Origin of the sequence: Streptomyces sp. RerS4 (genome assembly GCF_023515955.1) — a bacterium.
Taxonomy (GTDB): Bacteria; Actinomycetota; Actinomycetes; order Streptomycetales; family Streptomycetaceae; genus Streptomyces.
The window spans coordinates 7,097,420-7,113,008 of sequence record NZ_CP097322.1 but is presented as its reverse complement, the minus strand read 5'-3'; the positions used below and the strand labels follow the sequence as shown (position 1 = coordinate 7,113,008).

Annotated in this window: 12 protein-coding genes and 1 pseudogene; 7 read left to right on the top strand and 6 right to left on the bottom strand. The window is 69.8% G+C overall.

Annotated elements, in window-relative coordinates:
• Nucleotides 1-621: 621 nt before the first annotated feature.
• Nucleotides 622-1,044, top strand: a complete 423-nt coding sequence (locus tag M4D82_RS31925) for a YunG family protein (protein WP_249770989.1) — start codon at nucleotides 622-624, stop codon at nucleotides 1,042-1,044.
• 302 nt (nucleotides 1,045-1,346) lie between these two features.
• Here M4D82_RS31925 and M4D82_RS31920 read toward each other — a convergent pair whose 3' ends face one another.
• Nucleotides 1,347-2,360, bottom strand: coding sequence for an NAD(P)H-dependent glycerol-3-phosphate dehydrogenase (locus M4D82_RS31920; protein ID WP_249770987.1), 1,014 nt, complete (start codon nucleotides 2,358-2,360; stop codon nucleotides 1,347-1,349).
• Between the two features lie 884 nt (nucleotides 2,361-3,244).
• Nucleotides 3,245-3,643 carry a hypothetical protein gene (locus M4D82_RS31915; RefSeq protein WP_249770985.1) on the bottom strand — a complete coding sequence of 133 codons (399 nt, stop codon included), beginning with the start codon at nucleotides 3,641-3,643 and terminating at the stop codon, nucleotides 3,245-3,247.
• A 631-nt stretch (nucleotides 3,644-4,274) separates the two neighbouring features.
• Here M4D82_RS31915 and M4D82_RS31910 point away from each other — a divergent pair.
• Both M4D82_RS31910 and M4D82_RS34155 read left to right on the top strand, forming a co-directional pair.
• Nucleotides 4,275-5,042, top strand: coding sequence for a PIG-L deacetylase family protein (locus M4D82_RS31910; RefSeq protein ID WP_249770983.1), 768 nt, complete (start codon nucleotides 4,275-4,277; stop codon nucleotides 5,040-5,042).
• A gap of 28 nt (nucleotides 5,043-5,070) precedes the next feature.
• Nucleotides 5,071-5,343: pseudogene (locus tag M4D82_RS34155) on the top strand (NUDIX domain-containing protein); the annotation flags it as partial.
• Between the two features lie 227 nt (nucleotides 5,344-5,570).
• Here the strand turns inward: M4D82_RS34155 and M4D82_RS31900 are convergent.
• The 3 genes from M4D82_RS31900 to M4D82_RS31890 form a co-directional block, all read right to left on the bottom strand.
• Nucleotides 5,571-6,326 carry a hypothetical protein gene (locus M4D82_RS31900; RefSeq protein WP_249770981.1) on the bottom strand — a complete coding sequence of 252 codons (756 nt, stop codon included), beginning with the start codon at nucleotides 6,324-6,326 and terminating at the stop codon, nucleotides 5,571-5,573.
• A 63-nt stretch (nucleotides 6,327-6,389) separates the two neighbouring features.
• Nucleotides 6,390-6,581 (bottom strand): hypothetical protein, encoded by a 192-nt coding sequence (locus tag M4D82_RS31895; RefSeq protein WP_249770979.1) that lies wholly within the window; start codon nucleotides 6,579-6,581, stop codon nucleotides 6,390-6,392.
• A gap of 170 nt (nucleotides 6,582-6,751) precedes the next feature.
• Nucleotides 6,752-8,542, bottom strand: coding sequence for a DEAD/DEAH box helicase (locus M4D82_RS31890; protein WP_249770977.1), 1,791 nt, complete (start codon nucleotides 8,540-8,542; stop codon nucleotides 6,752-6,754).
• A 323-nt stretch (nucleotides 8,543-8,865) separates the two neighbouring features.
• Between M4D82_RS31890 and M4D82_RS31885 the strand changes: the two genes are divergently transcribed.
• From M4D82_RS31885 to M4D82_RS31870, 4 genes are all read left to right on the top strand, one after another.
• Nucleotides 8,866-11,865, top strand: coding sequence for a hypothetical protein (locus tag M4D82_RS31885; RefSeq protein ID WP_249770975.1), 3,000 nt, complete (start codon nucleotides 8,866-8,868; stop codon nucleotides 11,863-11,865).
• 75 nt (nucleotides 11,866-11,940) lie between these two features.
• On the top strand, nucleotides 11,941-12,510 hold the full coding sequence (locus M4D82_RS31880) for a hypothetical protein (RefSeq protein WP_249770973.1): 570 nt from the start codon (nucleotides 11,941-11,943) through the stop codon (nucleotides 12,508-12,510).
• Complete coding sequence (locus tag M4D82_RS31875; RefSeq protein ID WP_249770971.1) at nucleotides 12,507-13,379, top strand: DUF5995 family protein; 873 nt, start codon at nucleotides 12,507-12,509, stop codon at nucleotides 13,377-13,379. Before M4D82_RS31880 ends, M4D82_RS31875 begins: the two co-directional genes overlap by 4 nt.
• Before the next feature lie 263 nt (nucleotides 13,380-13,642).
• The gene (locus M4D82_RS31870) at nucleotides 13,643-14,122 is read left to right on the top strand and encodes a hypothetical protein (RefSeq protein WP_249770969.1); all 480 of its coding nucleotides are present in this window, start codon (nucleotides 13,643-13,645) and stop codon (nucleotides 14,120-14,122) included.
• Between the two features lie 39 nt (nucleotides 14,123-14,161).
• Here the strand turns inward: M4D82_RS31870 and M4D82_RS31865 are convergent, their stop codons facing one another.
• A complete protein-coding gene (locus M4D82_RS31865) occupies nucleotides 14,162-15,556 on the bottom strand; it encodes a hypothetical protein (RefSeq protein WP_249770966.1) in 1,395 nt (464 codons plus the stop codon).
• Nucleotides 15,557-15,589 lie beyond the last annotated feature (33 nt).

Here is a 15,589-nt window from a genome sequence, read left to right as displayed (position 1 = left end):
CCGGCGCTACTGCTTCTGACCGACCCTGCACACGGCTGCGGTCAGCAGCGCTATGCCGAAACCGACAACGGACGTTCTCGGTTGTGCCCTACGTAGCCAACCCGGGCGAGCCCCTCGACGGATACCCCCGCGAGGCGTTCCTGCGCGATCTCGTCGACGAGTCAGTGGCCAAGATCCGCGGCTGCCCGACTGGCGGTGTCCTCGACGAACTCGTCGTCCTCAACCACGAGGTCCCCGGCCGGTTCGGCGAGGAGGACCCGGGCCCGCCTCGGCGTGCGCATCTGCCCCGGCGCGGACCACGACTCCACCCACAGCCTGGACGTCGACTGCGCTGCGCCCGGCGATTCCCGCCAGGCGCAGCGCCCGGTCACACGGTCGGCCGGGACCGCGCGGAAATGCCGTGCTTGTGAGACCGATCGGCTGTGGCATCAACCTGAAGCGGTGGTGCCGGGCCGGCGGCTGCTGGACTGGGGTGAAACGGGGATCAGGCCCTGACCTAGAGGACGTCGTCCTCCGGTTACCCGTCAAGTTCTCCTGTTCAGACGTCTGGCGGTCGCGGCTGGAGGGCAGCTGTCGTCGCGGCCCCGGTCACTGTCAGTACCGGCTGACACCATTGCCGTCATGACACCGTTGCTTCTCACTGACATCGAGCGGGCTCTTCGCAGCAGTTGGAGTGCCGAGACCTGCACTCCTGAGTTTCGACCGCACTGGACCCCGGACAACCCGGCCAGGGATCAGTGCGGGGTGACCGCCATGGTGCTGAATGACCTGCTGGGAGGCGAGCTGATCCGCGGTGAGGTCCACGTGAACGGAGAACGCGTGGACTACCACTGGTGGAACCGCCTGAATGCCGGAATCGAGATCGACCTCGCCCGAGAGCAGTTCCGGTCGGACGAGATCGTCACCGAGGGAATCGTCATCCCCCGACCGCCAGTCGCCCAGTGGCCAAGGCTCCGTGAGGAGTACGAACTGCTCCGTGATCGCGTCCTGGAAAAGCTCAGTCAGCAGCAGGCAGCGCCGCCTTCGTCGCCGTTCCTCGACTGACCCCCGAAACGCTCTCTGTGCGCGAGACTCCTCAAGTTGTCGGTGAACGAAAGGGGACGACGTCGTCGGACGCTGGTGCGCGTTCTTCGGAGGCGCTGTCTGAAGGTGGCCCGGCAGAACATCTTCCAGCGCAGCCGGTGGCCGGGCAGGCGGGTGAGCCGGTGATCGTCCACACCACGAGGGCGAGGGTGACGACGATCTGGACTGCGGGCAGCACGGATTCGCGCATGGGTGAGGACCTCCGTGTCGGGAGGGTGAAGGTGAAGGGCGGCGGGCCCTGGTGTGGCCGGGTGCCGCGGGGGTCAGTGCTCGGGCTTGGGGGGCCGCTGCGTCAGCGCGGCCGCGGCCTGGTCGAGCGTGACCTTCTCGTGCAGCAGGTCGGAGACGACTTCCGTGATCGGCATCTCAACGCCGTGGGCGCCGGCCAGGGCGAGGATCGCCTCGGCGCTCTTGACGCCCTCGGTGGTCTGCCGGGCGGCGGCGGTCGCCTGCTCGACACTCAGACCGTGGCCGAGATGGGTGCCGAAGGTGCGGTTGCGAGAGAGAGGTGAGGAGCAGGTGGCCACCAGGTCGCCCACGCCGGACAGGCCGGCGAGGGTGGACGGGTGGGCACCCATGGCCGCGGCCAGCCGGGTGGCCTCCGCCAGCCCGCGCGTGATGAGCATGGCCGTGGCGTTGTCGCCCAGGCCCATGCCCGAGGCGATGCCGACCGCCAGGGCGATGACGTTCTTCACCGCGCCGCCGAGCTCGCAGCCGATCACGTCGGTGCTGGTGTAGGGCCGGAAGTACGGGGTGTGGCATGCCTGCTGGAAGCGGCGAGCGGCTTCCTCGTCGGGGCAGGCGACGGTCGCGGCGGCGGGCCGGCCGTCCATGAGCTCGCGCGCCAGGTTGGGTCCGGACAGCACCGCGACCCGGTCCGCGCTCACGCCGGTCACCTCGGTGATGACCTCGCTCGCCCGCAGGTGGCTGCCCCTCTCGACGCCCTTCATCAGCGACACGTTCACGGTGTCGGGCCCGATGTGCGGCGCCCACGCCGCGAGGCCGGCCCGCAGGGACTGCGCGGGGATGGACAGGACGAGGAAGTCCGCGCCCGCGAGCGCGGCGGCCGGGTCCGTCGTGGCCGTCACGGAGAAGGGCAGCTCGATGGTGGGGAAGTAGCCGGGGTTGCGGTGCGTCGAATTGATCGCGTCGGCGATCGCGCTGCGGCGGGCGTGCACGATGACGTCGGTGCCGGCGTCCGCCAAGATCTTGGCGACGGCGGTCCCCCAGGAGCCGGCCGAGAACACCGCAGCACGGGCGGAACGGTGCTGACTCACCGCCGGGTCCTTACCTCGGGATGGCGGCGGGGCACAGTCATCGTATCGGCCGCGTCAGTCTGTCCGACCCGCCCCGACGACGACCGCGGCGCCCGGGACACCGCCGGCCGCATCTACCGGCACCGGTGGTTCGTACGGCAGCACCGCCGCACCTATCCCGATCAGGACGACCTGACGGACTACTCCCGCAAATGGGTCGGCCCCTACCTTGTCACTCCCGAAGGGTACGAGGACGCCCGATCCTGGGCACATCCGTACAAGATCGTGGGCCACGGCCGAATCGCGACTGTCGGGCCGGCCTGCCGACCCGTCAAGATTGAACACGCCCACAGAGCAGGACGCTTGAGGACTGGAACCGAAACGGCACACTCCACGAAACCGCCTGACAGGGGAGAATCATGAGGATCCGTTCGACACTCGCTTTCGCGGCAGTGACCGCAGCGTTGGCTACTCTCGCCGCCACCCCAGCAGCTGCCGGCAGCCAAGGCTCCACCGCTGTCACATGCACCGGCTGGCCGACTGGCAGCTTCAGCAACGAATTCGACTACACCGTCGAAGGGCAGTACTCGTATCTCCGCAAAGGGCCATACGGAGCGTGTGATGTCGTCCTCCGCCTGGGACCCGGCTGGAGCCTTGACGTCGCCTGCTACGTCACCAACAGCTACGGCAACACCTGGTCCTACGGCCACTTCAACACCGGCAGCACTCGCTACTGGGGATACGTCTACGACGCGAGCCTCCAGGGAAACGGCAGTAGCAGGCCGTGCTGACCCTGTCCCTCGGCTGACGAACCTTTACGAGCAGGACCGACACCGTCGCGGGCCCGGGACTGTAGGGCTGCCGCCCGCAGTAGCCGTGTAGCAGCCTGCCTGCCTCCCCTGCCCTTATGCCGCAGCGTGGCCGGCACCACGGCGTCGCGGTGCGGCATCCAGGAGGACCCACATCCTGTGGCCGTCCTCGCCGGCGTCCACGCCCACGGAGTCGACCGTGGTCAGCGCCATCAGCTCGCCGAGCACGGTCTCGTCGGACGATCCGGCGACGTGGCTGAGGACGGCAACGAGGACCTTGTGGTCCTGATCGCCGAGGTGCACGCTGACCCGCTTTCCCCCGTCCGCAACAGCCGCCGCGACGAGCCGGCGGACGGCCGCCGTGAGGTCGCTCTCGTCCAGGGCGGGATAGCCCCACCCCCGCAATTCCTCCGCGACCTTGGCGGCGGCCTTCTTCGCCGCCCATTCGTCGGCCCTGAAGGCGAGCGCGGCCGTACGCCGGTTCCGCACGATCATGCGGGGCCGGCGGACCGCGACCTCCGTCGTGGGCTTCGTCTCCGGCTGTGGCCGCGGAGCCTCCACCGGCCGCTTCGGCGGCGGAGGCGACTTTGGGGGATAAGTCGGCGGTAGCTTTGACCCCTTGGCCTCGGGACTGGTCAACTCGGCCTCCTCGCAGCGGGACCACTATCCTGGCAGGTTCTTCCACCCGGGGGCATGATTCATCCGCGACCGCCCGGCACTTCGAAGCTACGGTCAAGTGACAGGGAGCGCCTGGTTGCCCGCGGTTGCGACCGTCCAGCACTCGCAGCGCCTGAGCAAGGACAGCGTCCCGGCCTCCAGCACGGTGTTCCCGAGCCGTGTCGCCCGGTGGCCTACCGCAACCTGCCCGCACCCCTCATCGCCCCGTACCTGCTTGTGTGGGCCCCGCGACCGCCGTGCGGGCTGTCCGCGGAGGTGGGGCGAGGGAGTCCCTGCGTGGGTTCCGCGAAGGGTGGCTCGGCCGCCATGCACAAGACCGTCGACCGATGAGGTGGCGAACCGTCCTTCGCCTGACCGCCGCCGGCCGCCCACCGCTCCTGTAACCCTCTCCCCCGCCCGTGGCCTGCACGTCTCTCCAGCCCCACACCACAGACAGGATCCTGCCCCCGTGCTTCTTCCGAGCCTGCTCGCGGTCTTCGCGCACCCTGACGACGAATGCCTCCTCGCCGGCGGAGTCCTCGCCCAGCACGCCGCCGCCGGCGCCCGCACCGCCGTCGTCACCGCCACCTGGACGGCCGACAGCCACCGCGCCCCCGAACTCGCAGACGCCTTGAACGTCTTAGGCGCCGGCGCACCGCGCCTGCTCGGCTACGCCGACGCACGCAACCCCGCCTCAGCACCCGGCGGGGCCGTACGCCTCATCGACGCACCCCTCGACGAAGCCGTCGGCCGCCTCGTCTCGCACATCCGCGCCTTCCGGCCCGACATCGTCGTCGGACACGACGCGCTGGGGCAGCTGACTGGCCACCCGGACCACCAGCGCAGCCACCAGATCACCCTGCTCGCCGTCGAAGCCTCCGGTCTCGCGCACCTGTACCCCCGGGCCGGCGCCCCCTGGCAGACGTCGGCGCTGTACGCCGCCACGCACTCGGAGACCGGTGTGGGCCGGCTGGGAACCCTGCTGGAGACGGTGGGGAAGAGCGTGCTGACCGTGTCGGACGCGTACGTGACCACGACCGTGGACGTCGGCCTGTGGGCCGCGGTGAAGTGGGCCGCGATCCTCGCTCACGAAGGTGAGGTCGCGCGCGAGCGGTCCCTGCCCGGCCTCCTCGCCCGCCTGCCCGAAACCGAACGCGACGAGATCATCAGCACCGAGTCCTTCACCCGGCTCACCCCCGGCCCCGTAGCGGGCGACCCGCACCGACTCCTCGCCTGACAGGCGCGCCGCCACCCGCTCTCTCCTCACCCAGGGGGCACCGCACGAAAACGAATACGTGTGCGGCCAGCGGTTGCTGATGTGTCCCGGTGGCGGACGCGAGCCCGGCGAGGACCCGCTGACGGCTGCACGCCGGGAACTGGCCGAGGAAGCCGGCATCGGCGCCTCGGAGGTCGAGCTGCTGACGAAGATGTGGCGGATGCCCGCCGGCGCGCGCACCCGTGAGCACCTGTACCTTGCCCGGGGCCTGAGCATCGGTGAGCACCACCGGGACGCGAGTGAGGCCGACATGGAGCTGCGCTGGATCCCGTCATCATCTGGCTCCGCTCATGAGGCCCACGCCGGGACGGTGTACGACGCCGTGTACCCGCTGTGCGAAGTGGCCCATGGCCCGGCGCGCGGCGAGCAGGGCGGCGGCGCGGTGCCGCGCCGTCGTGGTGGAGTCCGTCCGTCGGATCATCGTCGGCGGTCCGGGTCAGGGCGCCAGACGTCGCGGGATCCCGTAGGCGCTCTGGACGAAGCGGCCGCTCAGGCGGTTCGGGCGCTGCCGTCACCGACCTGCTTCAGGCGGGTGATCAGGGGTTCGATCTCGACGGGTACGCCCTCCGGGACGACCGGTCCGCGGACGCCGGGCGGCCCGGAAGGGCCTGCCGGGCCGGTGAGCCTGGCCTGCCGGCCCAGCCAGGCCAGCCAGGCCAGCCAGCGGACCAGACGGGCGGCGGTGCGGTGGTCTCGGCGCAGCATGGCACGGACGGTTCCGCGGGCGAGGGCAAGCGGGTCGGCGCGTGCGGCGTCGTGGAGCGGGCTGTCGAGGCCGGGGAGCGCCAGTGGCGCGAGCCGGGCCATGGCGAGCGACCAGGGGCGCCAGCCGTCGGCGGCCGGGAGGCAGTCGGGGACCGGGAAGAACGGGCCCGCCGGGCGGGCCGGTGCCGGTTCCCGCGCCGGTGCCGGTGCCGGGTCGGCGGAGCCGTTGCGGGAGGCGAGCGTCCAGGTGGCCCAGTCGAGCCAGCGGGCCACCGCATCGCCGCCTACGGCCGGGGGGAAGACGCGGTACGCCTCGGCCACCTCCCGGGCCGCGTCGTGGCCGGAAGCCGGGGAGGCGAGGAGCCGGGGCGTGAAGACGTCCGGGCCCAGGACGCGCAGGGCGGCCGGTTCGGCCCTGGACAGCGGCTGGGCCGGGCCGCACGTGCCCTCGACGCCCTTCAGGGCGTCGAGGGCACGGCCCACCATCCGCTCGACCGCGGCGCCGTACTCGGCGCGCAGTTTCACATCGGTGACTGACATGCGTGGTGGACTCTCCTGTCAGGCGGCAGGGCCGGCGGATCGAGCGGACGAACGGCAGAGTCGTCAGCCGGTCTTCTTCTTCGGCTCCTTCGGCTCCTTCGCCGCGACGATGAGGAGGAGGCTGATGGCGGAGGCCGGGCTGAACTGCGGGGCGTCGCTGACCGACGCCTCACCCTCGGTCAGCAGTGCGGTCAGGGCGGCCTCTTCGGCCGGGGAGGCGACCGGCGCGAGAGCCGGGAGGAGTGCGGTGTGCATGGATGTCTCCTTGTCGGTAAGACGGCGCCGCAGCACCCGGCACCATCCTCACGAGACGTCACCACATACAGACATTCTGTGATCACGAAGTGCAACGAACCGAACCTCGCGCCACGGGTGGCATACGACAGTCACCGCTTTCCGCGTCTCGACTCCCGGCGCCCCGGGGCTCAGTTGGTCTTCGTGTTGCGTAGGTGGGGCCCCACATACCCAATGATGATCATTTGAGTGGTGCCTTTGGTGTCGTCGAGGAAGTGCACCCGGGGCGAGGTGGCTCCCTTGCTGTCCAGCTTGATGTGGGCTTCCATGACGGCGCGACCGGAGGGGTCTACGGTCGTCGGGACGGGGAAGACTCTCTGGCCTCCGTACTGCGCCATGGTCTGTGATCCCTCGGCCATGGCGACCTGTTTGGCCGGCCAGCCCTGGACTCCGGGCAGCGGGGCAGTGCAGTAGTCGTAGAAGGCTCCCTTGAAGCCCTGTTGGGCTTGCTCGGCGTAGGAGTCGAGGGCGCGGAGCGCCACCCAGGCTTTGCCGGCCCACACGCGTGCGCGGTCGTTCTCGTCGAGGTCTATGCAGGTGTCGCGGTCGGCGGTGAACAGCAGGCGTGAGAATGCTTCCCTCCTGTCCCACAGCTCCTCGAAGGAGGTCGGGAGGGGCTGGGGGACCTCGACCGGGTCGGTGGCGTCTTCGTGGCGGTCTTGCTGGTAGAGGCGGGAGCGCAGCTGATTGGCTTCGGTCCGTGCTCGCTGTGCTTCCTCCAGGGCTTCGACCGCGTCCTGGAGGTTGTGCAGGGATTCCTGGCGGGCCAGGGCGAGCTGGGCTTCAAGGGAGGCTGTGGCTCGTTCGGCCAGGCGGGTGCTGGTGCGCTTCTCCTCGACCTCTTCGTCGGCGGTCTTCAGGAGGTCGAGGAGGAGGGCGTTCTCCTCGCGCAGGTGTCGCAGCTCGTTGAGGGCGTCGACGGGGAGGCGCGGATGTGGGGTGATGGTCTGGGCGAGAGCTTCGCGTCGTCGCTGGGTGGCGGCCTCGTCGTCCGGAAAGCGCAGGTCCCGCAGGATTTCCGGGATGGGCGCCTGCGTGGCGTGGCGCTGCGCGGCTCGGGCGATGGTGGTCCACGCGTTGTCGCTCGAATCGCGCATGCGGGCCGGGCTGACGAACCGGTGGCGGGCGGCGTCGGGGGCCCAGGCGGGATCGGTGCCGGGGAGGAAGGTCCGTACGGCTCCGGGTGCGACGCGGTGATGCTCGCCGATCTCGTGGCGGAAGGCGTCCACGGCTTTGGGGTCCGCCAGGAGGTAGAGGCCGGCGGATCCGGCGCACTGTGGCATGACCGTGCGCATCCGCTGCGACCACAAGGGATCCGGCTCGGTGGTGCGGGCGGCGACGACGACGGGGTGGAGCCGGTCTGGATCGCACAGTACTTCGATCAGATGGTCCACTTGGGCGCTGCCGACCTGGAGGGCGTTCACGGTCAGCCGGCCGTCGCCGTCGAAGGGGCTCAGCCTGGCCACGAGATTCTTGACGATGGCGGGCCGTCCGGGCCGTAGACCCTCTGTCGTGCCATTGGGGAAGCATTCCAGGGAAACGGCGACCGCGGCCGCCGTCGGGGCGCCGGGCGGGGCAAGGGCGGCGGTGATGGTGGTGCGCCAGGTGGCCGCGGGTTGGTCCTCGCGAAGTTGGATCCGCAGGGCGGTCTCCACACCCGTTTCGTCGTAGCGGGACTGGTTGGTGAGCACGGTCGTGGCGCCGAGATGGTGGACGCCGCTGGTGCTCGGAGCGTCGGGGTACCGGGTCTGTTTGGTCTTGATCCAGGTGATGGACTCACTGCGGACGACCGCGAACACGTCCCGCTCGGCGGTCGGCACGCTCAGCGTGGTGCGGAACACCAGCTGGTCGGGGACTGTGGTCGTCGGGCAGGCATCAGCCGGGTGGGATGCGGTGGGCAGCGGTGCTGCGAATATCGTCAATCAAGCCTCGCTCAAGGTCATTTGGCCGAATGCCTCCCAGTTCGGCCTGTCGCGAGCGTAGGACCAAAGCGCGGGTCAGGGGTTCCGTTCCGTGAGGATGGTCGGCCTGAAGGACAATCTCGACGCACCGTCCCGTGGTGTGGATGCGGGACCGAGGCAAGCCACCGGCAGCGGGCGGGTCGTGCTGGGTGATGCGCAGCATCCGTCCGTCGTGGTCGAGCCGGCTCCGTGCGGGCCCGCGGCACGCACCGGTACGAATGCCGTCCGGACGGAGTCCGGATGACTACTCTGCGTACATGTCGAATGCTCCTACGCAGTCGAGGTTGCGAGAGATTCCGGGCTGGGCGGTGGGGTTGTGTCTGTTCGGGCTCACCGCCGGTCTCTGCATGATCATCTGGTACGTGGTGGATCCGCCGTTCCTGGACAAGCCCTCAGGGAACAGGGAAGTGCTCCTGCAGTTCGCGGCGACGGCCGAAGAGGCCCGCGCCATCGTGAACGGTGTCGGAGGCGGGAAAGGGAACGGGGGCAAGCTGTTCCAGGACGGCCTCGTGCTCGACTGGCGCATGTTCATCCCCGGCTACGCGGTGGCCCTGGCCGGGGCCTTCGGGCTCGGGCACCTCTTCCTCTACCGGGAGTCCACGCGGCTGTGGGCCCGACGCGCCCTCGCCCTCACCTCCGTGCCGGTGGCAGCGGACTGCGTGGAGAACGTCTTCCTCTGGCGGGCTCTGAACCGGCTCGCCGCCGACCCGGTACCGGACTTGACGCGGGCGTCCTATTTCGCCCAGATGAAATGGGCGCTCGTCGTCCCTCTGGTGGCAGCGGCCATCCTGATCGTCGTCACCCTCTGCTGTCGCCGGGTGCTGGACCCCTCCTTCGTACGGAGTGCGCGGGAGGACCGTCCCCGTCCCGTCGTGGCCCACGCCCACAGGCTCGTGGACGGCACGGAGAGCCAGTGGAGCGACCCGGACGTGATCGTCCCCCCGGCCGCGCCCCACGACTGGGAGCCCCGGCCCGAGTGGACCGCCCCCAACCCGGTGAAACCAGGCGAAACCGAGGCCCGGAGCCCGAAGGACAGCGCGGTGACCCGCTGGCGAACCCGCGCGTACCAGCCGCCGGGCCGACAGCCCGCGGAGGTCGGCTTCTGCGTCTCCGGTGGCGGCATCCGGTCGGCCTCGGTCACCCTGGGCGCACTGCAGGCACTGCGCGGGCAATTGCTCAAGGCGACGTATCTGGTGTCGGTGTCCGGCGGCGGGTACACCGCCGGGGCCTTCCAACTGGCGCTGACCGAGGCCCGGTTCCGGGCCCCGGACGGGAGCCCGTCGGTGCGGCCCGGTCTCGCGAAGCCCGCGGACGTGTTCGCGCCGGGCAGCCCGGAGGAGGACCACATCCGCCGACACGCGAAGTACCTGGCGGACGCGCCCAAGGAGAAGCTGAACGCCGCGGGCGCGGTGCTGCGCGGGATGGCCGTCTCCTTCGGCATGCTGGCGCTGGTCTTCGCCGTGGCAGGTCAGTTCCTGCACCAGTTCTACTCGTACGTCCCGCTGACCGAGCTGCGCCCCCTCGCCGTGAAAGGGGAAGTGTTCGACTCGTCCCTGGATCTGCACCCGACCGCCTGGCGCCCCGTCCTCGCCCTGTTCGGCCTGGCCGGCCTGGTGTCCGTCGGGTACGCCTTCACGCGGGCCGGCAGCGGAAAGTCACGTCCCGCTTGGCTGCGCAGCACGGTGAACACCCTCACCGGCCTCGCACTGGCGGTCGCCGCGTACTCGGTCGTCCTTCCTTCGGTGATCTGGTTCTTCGCCTCTCTGGCCCACGAGGCCGTCAGAGGGGGATATTGGGACGACAGCGGAGAGGGAGTCGCCTTGCTCGGCGCGATCACGGCGGCGGCAACCGCCGCGGGTACGTGGTTCACCGCGGTCCACAAAACGGTGAAGAAGCTGAAGCCGGACGGTGAGCAGGCAGGCCCGATCTCCAGGGGCGGCACTTCCCTCGTCACGCAGGTCGGCACCAGCTGGGTGAAAGCCGTGGTGTGTTGGCTGGTGCTGCTCCTGGTCGCGTTCTTCGGCCTCGCCCTCATGTCCTGGGCCGCCGTCTACGCGGGCAGCTGGCACGCGGGGTGGAAGTGGGGAGTGCCGATCGCTCTGATCGTGCTGACGCTCGTGATCGACCAGACCACCTTCAGCCTGCACCCCTTCTACCGACAGCGGTTGGCCGGCGCCTTCGCCGTGCGCCGCGCGGTGTTGAAGGACGGCTCGGTCGGCGCGGTGCCGTACGACTACAACAACGAGCCGACCCCGCTGAACCCCTACGCGCGGCGGGTGGAGGGCTTTCCCCAGGTCATCTTCGCCGCCTCCGCGGCCGTCTCGCTGCGCAACCGCACCGCGCCCGGCCGGCCCGCCGTGCCCTTCACCTTCGCCTCCGACTACTGCGGCGGACCCGACACGGGGTGGGTCCGCACGGGCACTCTCCAGAAGACGGCCCCGGCGCTGATCGGGCGGGACCTGACCGTACAGTCCGCCGTCGCCGTGTCCGGAGCGGCCTTCGCCTCCGCGATGGGCTCACAGACGACGTTCATGGAGCGACTGCTCGCGCTGTCCAACGTGCGGCTCGGCACCTGGGTGCCCAACCCCCTGTACCTCGCGGAACTGGCGACGTACGGGCCCAACCGCATCATGCCGCGGCTGCCGCGGGTACGGCGGCTGCGGTACCAACTCCAGGAGCTGGTGGGCCAGTACTCGGACACCACTCCCCTGCTGCTGTGCACCGACGGCGGCCACTTCGACAATCTCGGTCTGGTCGAGATGCTCCGGCTCCGCTGCCGGACCATCTACGTCATCGACGCCTCGGGGGACTCGCCGCCGCTGGCGACCACCCTCGCGGGGGCGATCACACTCGCCTACGAGGACCTCGGAGTGACGATCAGCTTCGATGACGAGGGACAGAGTCTGCTGAGCCTGGTACCCGGCAGCGCGAAGCCGCTCCCGCCCGAGGCGCCGATGGCCTCCCTGAACGCCCGGTTCTCCGCCACCTGCGTGGTACGCGGCACGATCGAGTATCCGGAACCGGTCCAGTTCTCGCCCGACGCACCGGCCGCCACAAAGGGGACGATCATCTTCGTGAAGGCCTGTCTGACCCCTGACATGCCGTACGAGCTGCTCAGTTACGCCCTCCGGGAAAGGGCCTTCCCCCGCCAGGCCACCTTCGACCAGTGGTTCGACCACGCCCAGTTCGACGCGTACCGGGAGCTCGGGCATCACCTCGGCACCAAGGCGGCGCAGGTGCGCCCCGCTCACTCGCCGCGGTGTGGTGTCAGGCGCCGCGGGTAGGTCCGCACGGCCGCAAGAGAGAGACACGCCTGCCATTGTCGTTCCGTGCGCGCAGTCGACGCTAGCCTACGCAGGGTGACGAACAACAGCGCGCCGTCCCGCTCAGCCGCCCCCAGTCACATCTACTACTTCGACGTGGGGGCCGGCGACTGGGAGGGGGAGTTCACCTTCCGCGTCACCTCGTGGCGACGCCTCCGGAACACCCGCAGCATCGGGCTGCGCAACCGGGCGCTCGTCGTCGCGATGGCCCTCACCCAGCGGCTGACCGGCGCGTCCCGGCTGGAGTCGACGATCGTCGCAAGCCCATCCGCGGGCGCCTTCGGCGTGGCCGACAACGTGGTCAGGATCTCCAAGTTCGGCGTGACCCTGTACTTGTTGAAGGAACGCTACCTGCTCGATCCTGACGGCAGAGGCGTCACCGTAGAGGCGAACGAGCAGTTCAGCCCCGTGCCGGGCATCCTGACGAGGAAGTTCAGCTACCCCGCGGCGATCCACCCCTCCGGCCTGAGGTCCACCTACCACATGCCCCTGCTGGGAAGCCCATGGACGGCGACCTACGAGGTGGGAACCGACCGGCAGAGCCTGGCCGGGGAACTCGTCTGTGACTGGGCGAAGGCGACGGAGAACGCCCGCCGGGCCTCATGACCGGGGACCCGACTGCCGCTGCCGCTGCCGCCGGCGCTGCCGCCGAGAAGGTCGCCGGAGTCGTCGGGGAGCTCGCCGCCCGCGTCAAGCGGTACGACGCCCTGCGGGACCCGCGTGCGGTGTTCGCCTACACCTACTTCCGGCTCACCTCCGACCTCGCCGCCGGCCTGCGCGCGAACAGTTCGTCGTTCAGGGCGCCCGAATGGGTCGCCGACCTGTCCATCTCCCTGGCGGCGGCCTATTTCACGGCGATGGACGCCATCGACACCTGGCTGGGCCCCGCACCCGATGCCCGGCCCATCGGGGAAGTCCTCTCGGCGGACCTTCCGGAAACCATCCCGAAGCCCTGGCGGGACGTCTACGCCGCCTCGACCGTGCGGCACTCCTACGTCCTGGAGGAGGTGCTCTTCTCGATGATGGCGCACATGTCCTACGATCTGCCGCTGGCGCTGCGGGTCCTGGCCGCGCGCGGGGACGTACACCGCCACATCGCCGACTTCCACCGCATGAACGACCTCCTGGCCTCGTCCATTGACGTGGTCCAGGACGAGATCGCCGCCCGATACTGCCGTCGGCTGAGTTCACTGGACCGCTTGTTCATCCGCGACGACGAACTCTTCACGAGTTACGGGATCCGGGTCGCTCGGGGCCTGGCCTGGTTCAACTGCGACAGGCTCACGGATCCGGGTGCGAGCGACAAGGCGATGGCCTCCATCAGCAGGTCCACGGCCGCGTTCATCGCCGAGTTCCGCTCACCGGACGACTGGAAGCGTCGCCGGGCCTTGCAGGTCCTGCGGGCACTGGTCCCTTCCCGTCGGCAGTGGCCGCCGCCGGGGGCGCCCATCGAGGTGGGCGGTCTGCCCGGCTGATCCGGCCGCCCCACCTCGCCTGAACATAGCCTCACCAGGCGAAATTCACCCATTTGGAATACACTTGAACCATTGTCTCCCGGGGAGTGTGGACGTTCCGCCAGACGGCGGAGCGCGGCCACCGCCGACATCGAGGGTCGCCGGGTCGCCGAGTTCTTGCCACAGCGATGCCGTACGAGCGTCCCCGGGCCACCTCGTGCGGCGACGTGACCCATGCCTCCTGCGGACCCTCACCGCCCAGTCCCCCGCCCCAAGGAGCAGTCATGCACGCGTTCCCACGCTCAGCATCGCGCCGGCCGCGCCGCTGCGCCGTGACCGCGACAGCGCTGGCCGTGGTCGGCCTCGGAGTCTCACCGATGTCGACGGCGACGGCGATCGCAGACGCGTCACCCGCCGGCCGGCCCAGCCAGGTCCAATCGATGCCGGCCGGTCTGGACAAGGCGCCCGGCGGCCTCTACCTGTTCCAGTACACCTACCGGAACCACCTCAAGATCGGCGGTGGCAACTTCACCCTCGGCGGCAAGGTCTACGTGGTCGTCAAGTTCAACTCGGGCCAGATCAGGTACCAGGGCACCGTGACGGCGAAGACGAATTCCGGCGTCCCGGGCGGGGCCGTCTATCTGGAGACGAACATCTCCTCCCCCTGCGCCCCCGGGAACAACGGCTATGCCCGAGCGTACGACCACAGCACCGAGACCTGGTCGCCGAGACTGCCGGTGGCCATCTGCGTACGGATCGACTGAGCTGATCCGTTCCTCGGGGTTCCGTTCCTCGGGGTCCTGTCACCCTTCTCCGTGCCAGTGCGCGTCGTGCGTGCGGTGGGCCTCGGTCAGACCGTCGCGGAAGTACCGCTCGTAGTAGCCGTTCTCAAGATGATGGGCCTGCAGCCACACGCCCGGTACGTGGATCGTGTCGCAGTGGGCGGGAAACCGCCCATGGGTCTCGTAGATGTAGGTGCAGATGTCCCGCGTACACGCGATGACGTCGGCGGAGTAGTCGCTCGCCTCGTGCAGGTACCGGCTGCCGAACTCCCCCCGGTAGATACGGGCGAACAACCCCTCGTCGGAGTAGATGCCCGTCGGCCCGAACTTGCCCGCCACGACGGCGTCGACCGCCTCGCCCATGGTGGCGTAGTTGGGCGGACACATCGCCTTGATGAGGTGTTCACCGTTGTGCCGCAGGCCGACGGCGGTCGCCCTCAGGTCCGCGTAGCGCGGGAGCGGCACCTGCCAGCGGAGGAGGTCCGCCGGTCTCCACCGCGGGGTGGTCCAGTCGAAATCGAGCATGGGGCCGTAGGTGGGACGGAACTTCGGGTCGCCCAGCAGGATCGACGGGGCGATCGAGGCGTGGATCCAAGCTCCGAGACCCATGGCGTCGGCGGTGAGCATGAGGTTCTGGAGCAGCAGGTCGGCCTCGATCTGCGTCCGCATGGCCCAGATGAAGCCCAAGGGCAGTTTGATGTCTTCGTTCAGGAACCCCGACTTGACCCATTTGCGCACGCCCGCCGAGCGGTAGAGGTTCCGGTCGTCGACGATGGCCGGCCGTGCTCCCTCGGGCTGGGTCAGCAGGTACATCAAACCGTTGATGTACTGCCGTGACAGGTCCACCACGGGGAGGAGGAGGGTGCTGCCCGGGAGGTTCGACAGGAACCGGTTCGAGTCGAGGTAGGCGGGGAAGTCACGCTTTCCCTCCGGTACGTCGATGCGGCGGTCGAGCAGCTGCACCTTCGCTTCGGCGGCGCGCGAGCAGAGGGTCTCCTCGTCGAACGCCGCCGGCCCACCGTCGGACGCGGGGGGCAGGTTGCGCAGGAAGTAGGTGCCGGTGTCGTTGATCAGGAAGAAGTGCGTGCCCTGCGCGTTGTCGGGGCTGCCCGCGGTCCGGCCGGCCATGTTGAGGTTCGGCTTGGCCATGATGGGCTTGCCGTCGCGGGGGTCGGCGAAGGGGCGGTCCGGCATGGTGAGGCCCGAGCAGCCCGTGATGGCGATGAGGACGGCCTCTTCGAGCTCTGTGAGCGGGGCTCGCGGTGCGGTGGAGGCCCAGCTCATCGAACCGGCCTCGACCGAACTGCCGCGGCTGACCCGGTGGGTGCGGCGACGCCAGATCGACGTGAGCAGCGGGCGGTTCACCAGGGCCTCGAAGCCGGCACGGCTGTGGATGTGCAGCGGGTCGTTCATCATGCTGTCCCTTCACGGTGCGACCGGCCGATCTCG

Excerpts from the sequence above, each read along its gene's own strand:
- M4D82_RS31870 (WP_249770969.1), top strand. The coding sequence starts at position 13,643 with ATGCACGCGTTCCCACGCTCAGCATCGCGCCGGCCGCGCCGCTGCGCC.
- M4D82_RS31900 (WP_249770981.1), bottom strand. The coding sequence starts at position 6,326 with ATGTCAGTCACCGATGTGAAACTGCGCGCCGAGTACGGCGCCGCGGTC.
- M4D82_RS31875 (WP_249770971.1), top strand. The coding sequence starts at position 12,507 with ATGACCGGGGACCCGACTGCCGCTGCCGCTGCCGCCGGCGCTGCCGCC.
- M4D82_RS31865 (WP_249770966.1), bottom strand. The coding sequence starts at position 15,556 with ATGATGAACGACCCGCTGCACATCCACAGCCGTGCCGGCTTCGAGGCC.
- M4D82_RS31915 (WP_249770985.1), bottom strand. The coding sequence starts at position 3,643 with ATGATCGTGCGGAACCGGCGTACGGCCGCGCTCGCCTTCAGGGCCGAC.
- M4D82_RS31925 (WP_249770989.1), top strand. The coding sequence starts at position 622 with ATGACACCGTTGCTTCTCACTGACATCGAGCGGGCTCTTCGCAGCAGT.
- M4D82_RS31895 (WP_249770979.1), bottom strand. The coding sequence starts at position 6,581 with ATGCACACCGCACTCCTCCCGGCTCTCGCGCCGGTCGCCTCCCCGGCC.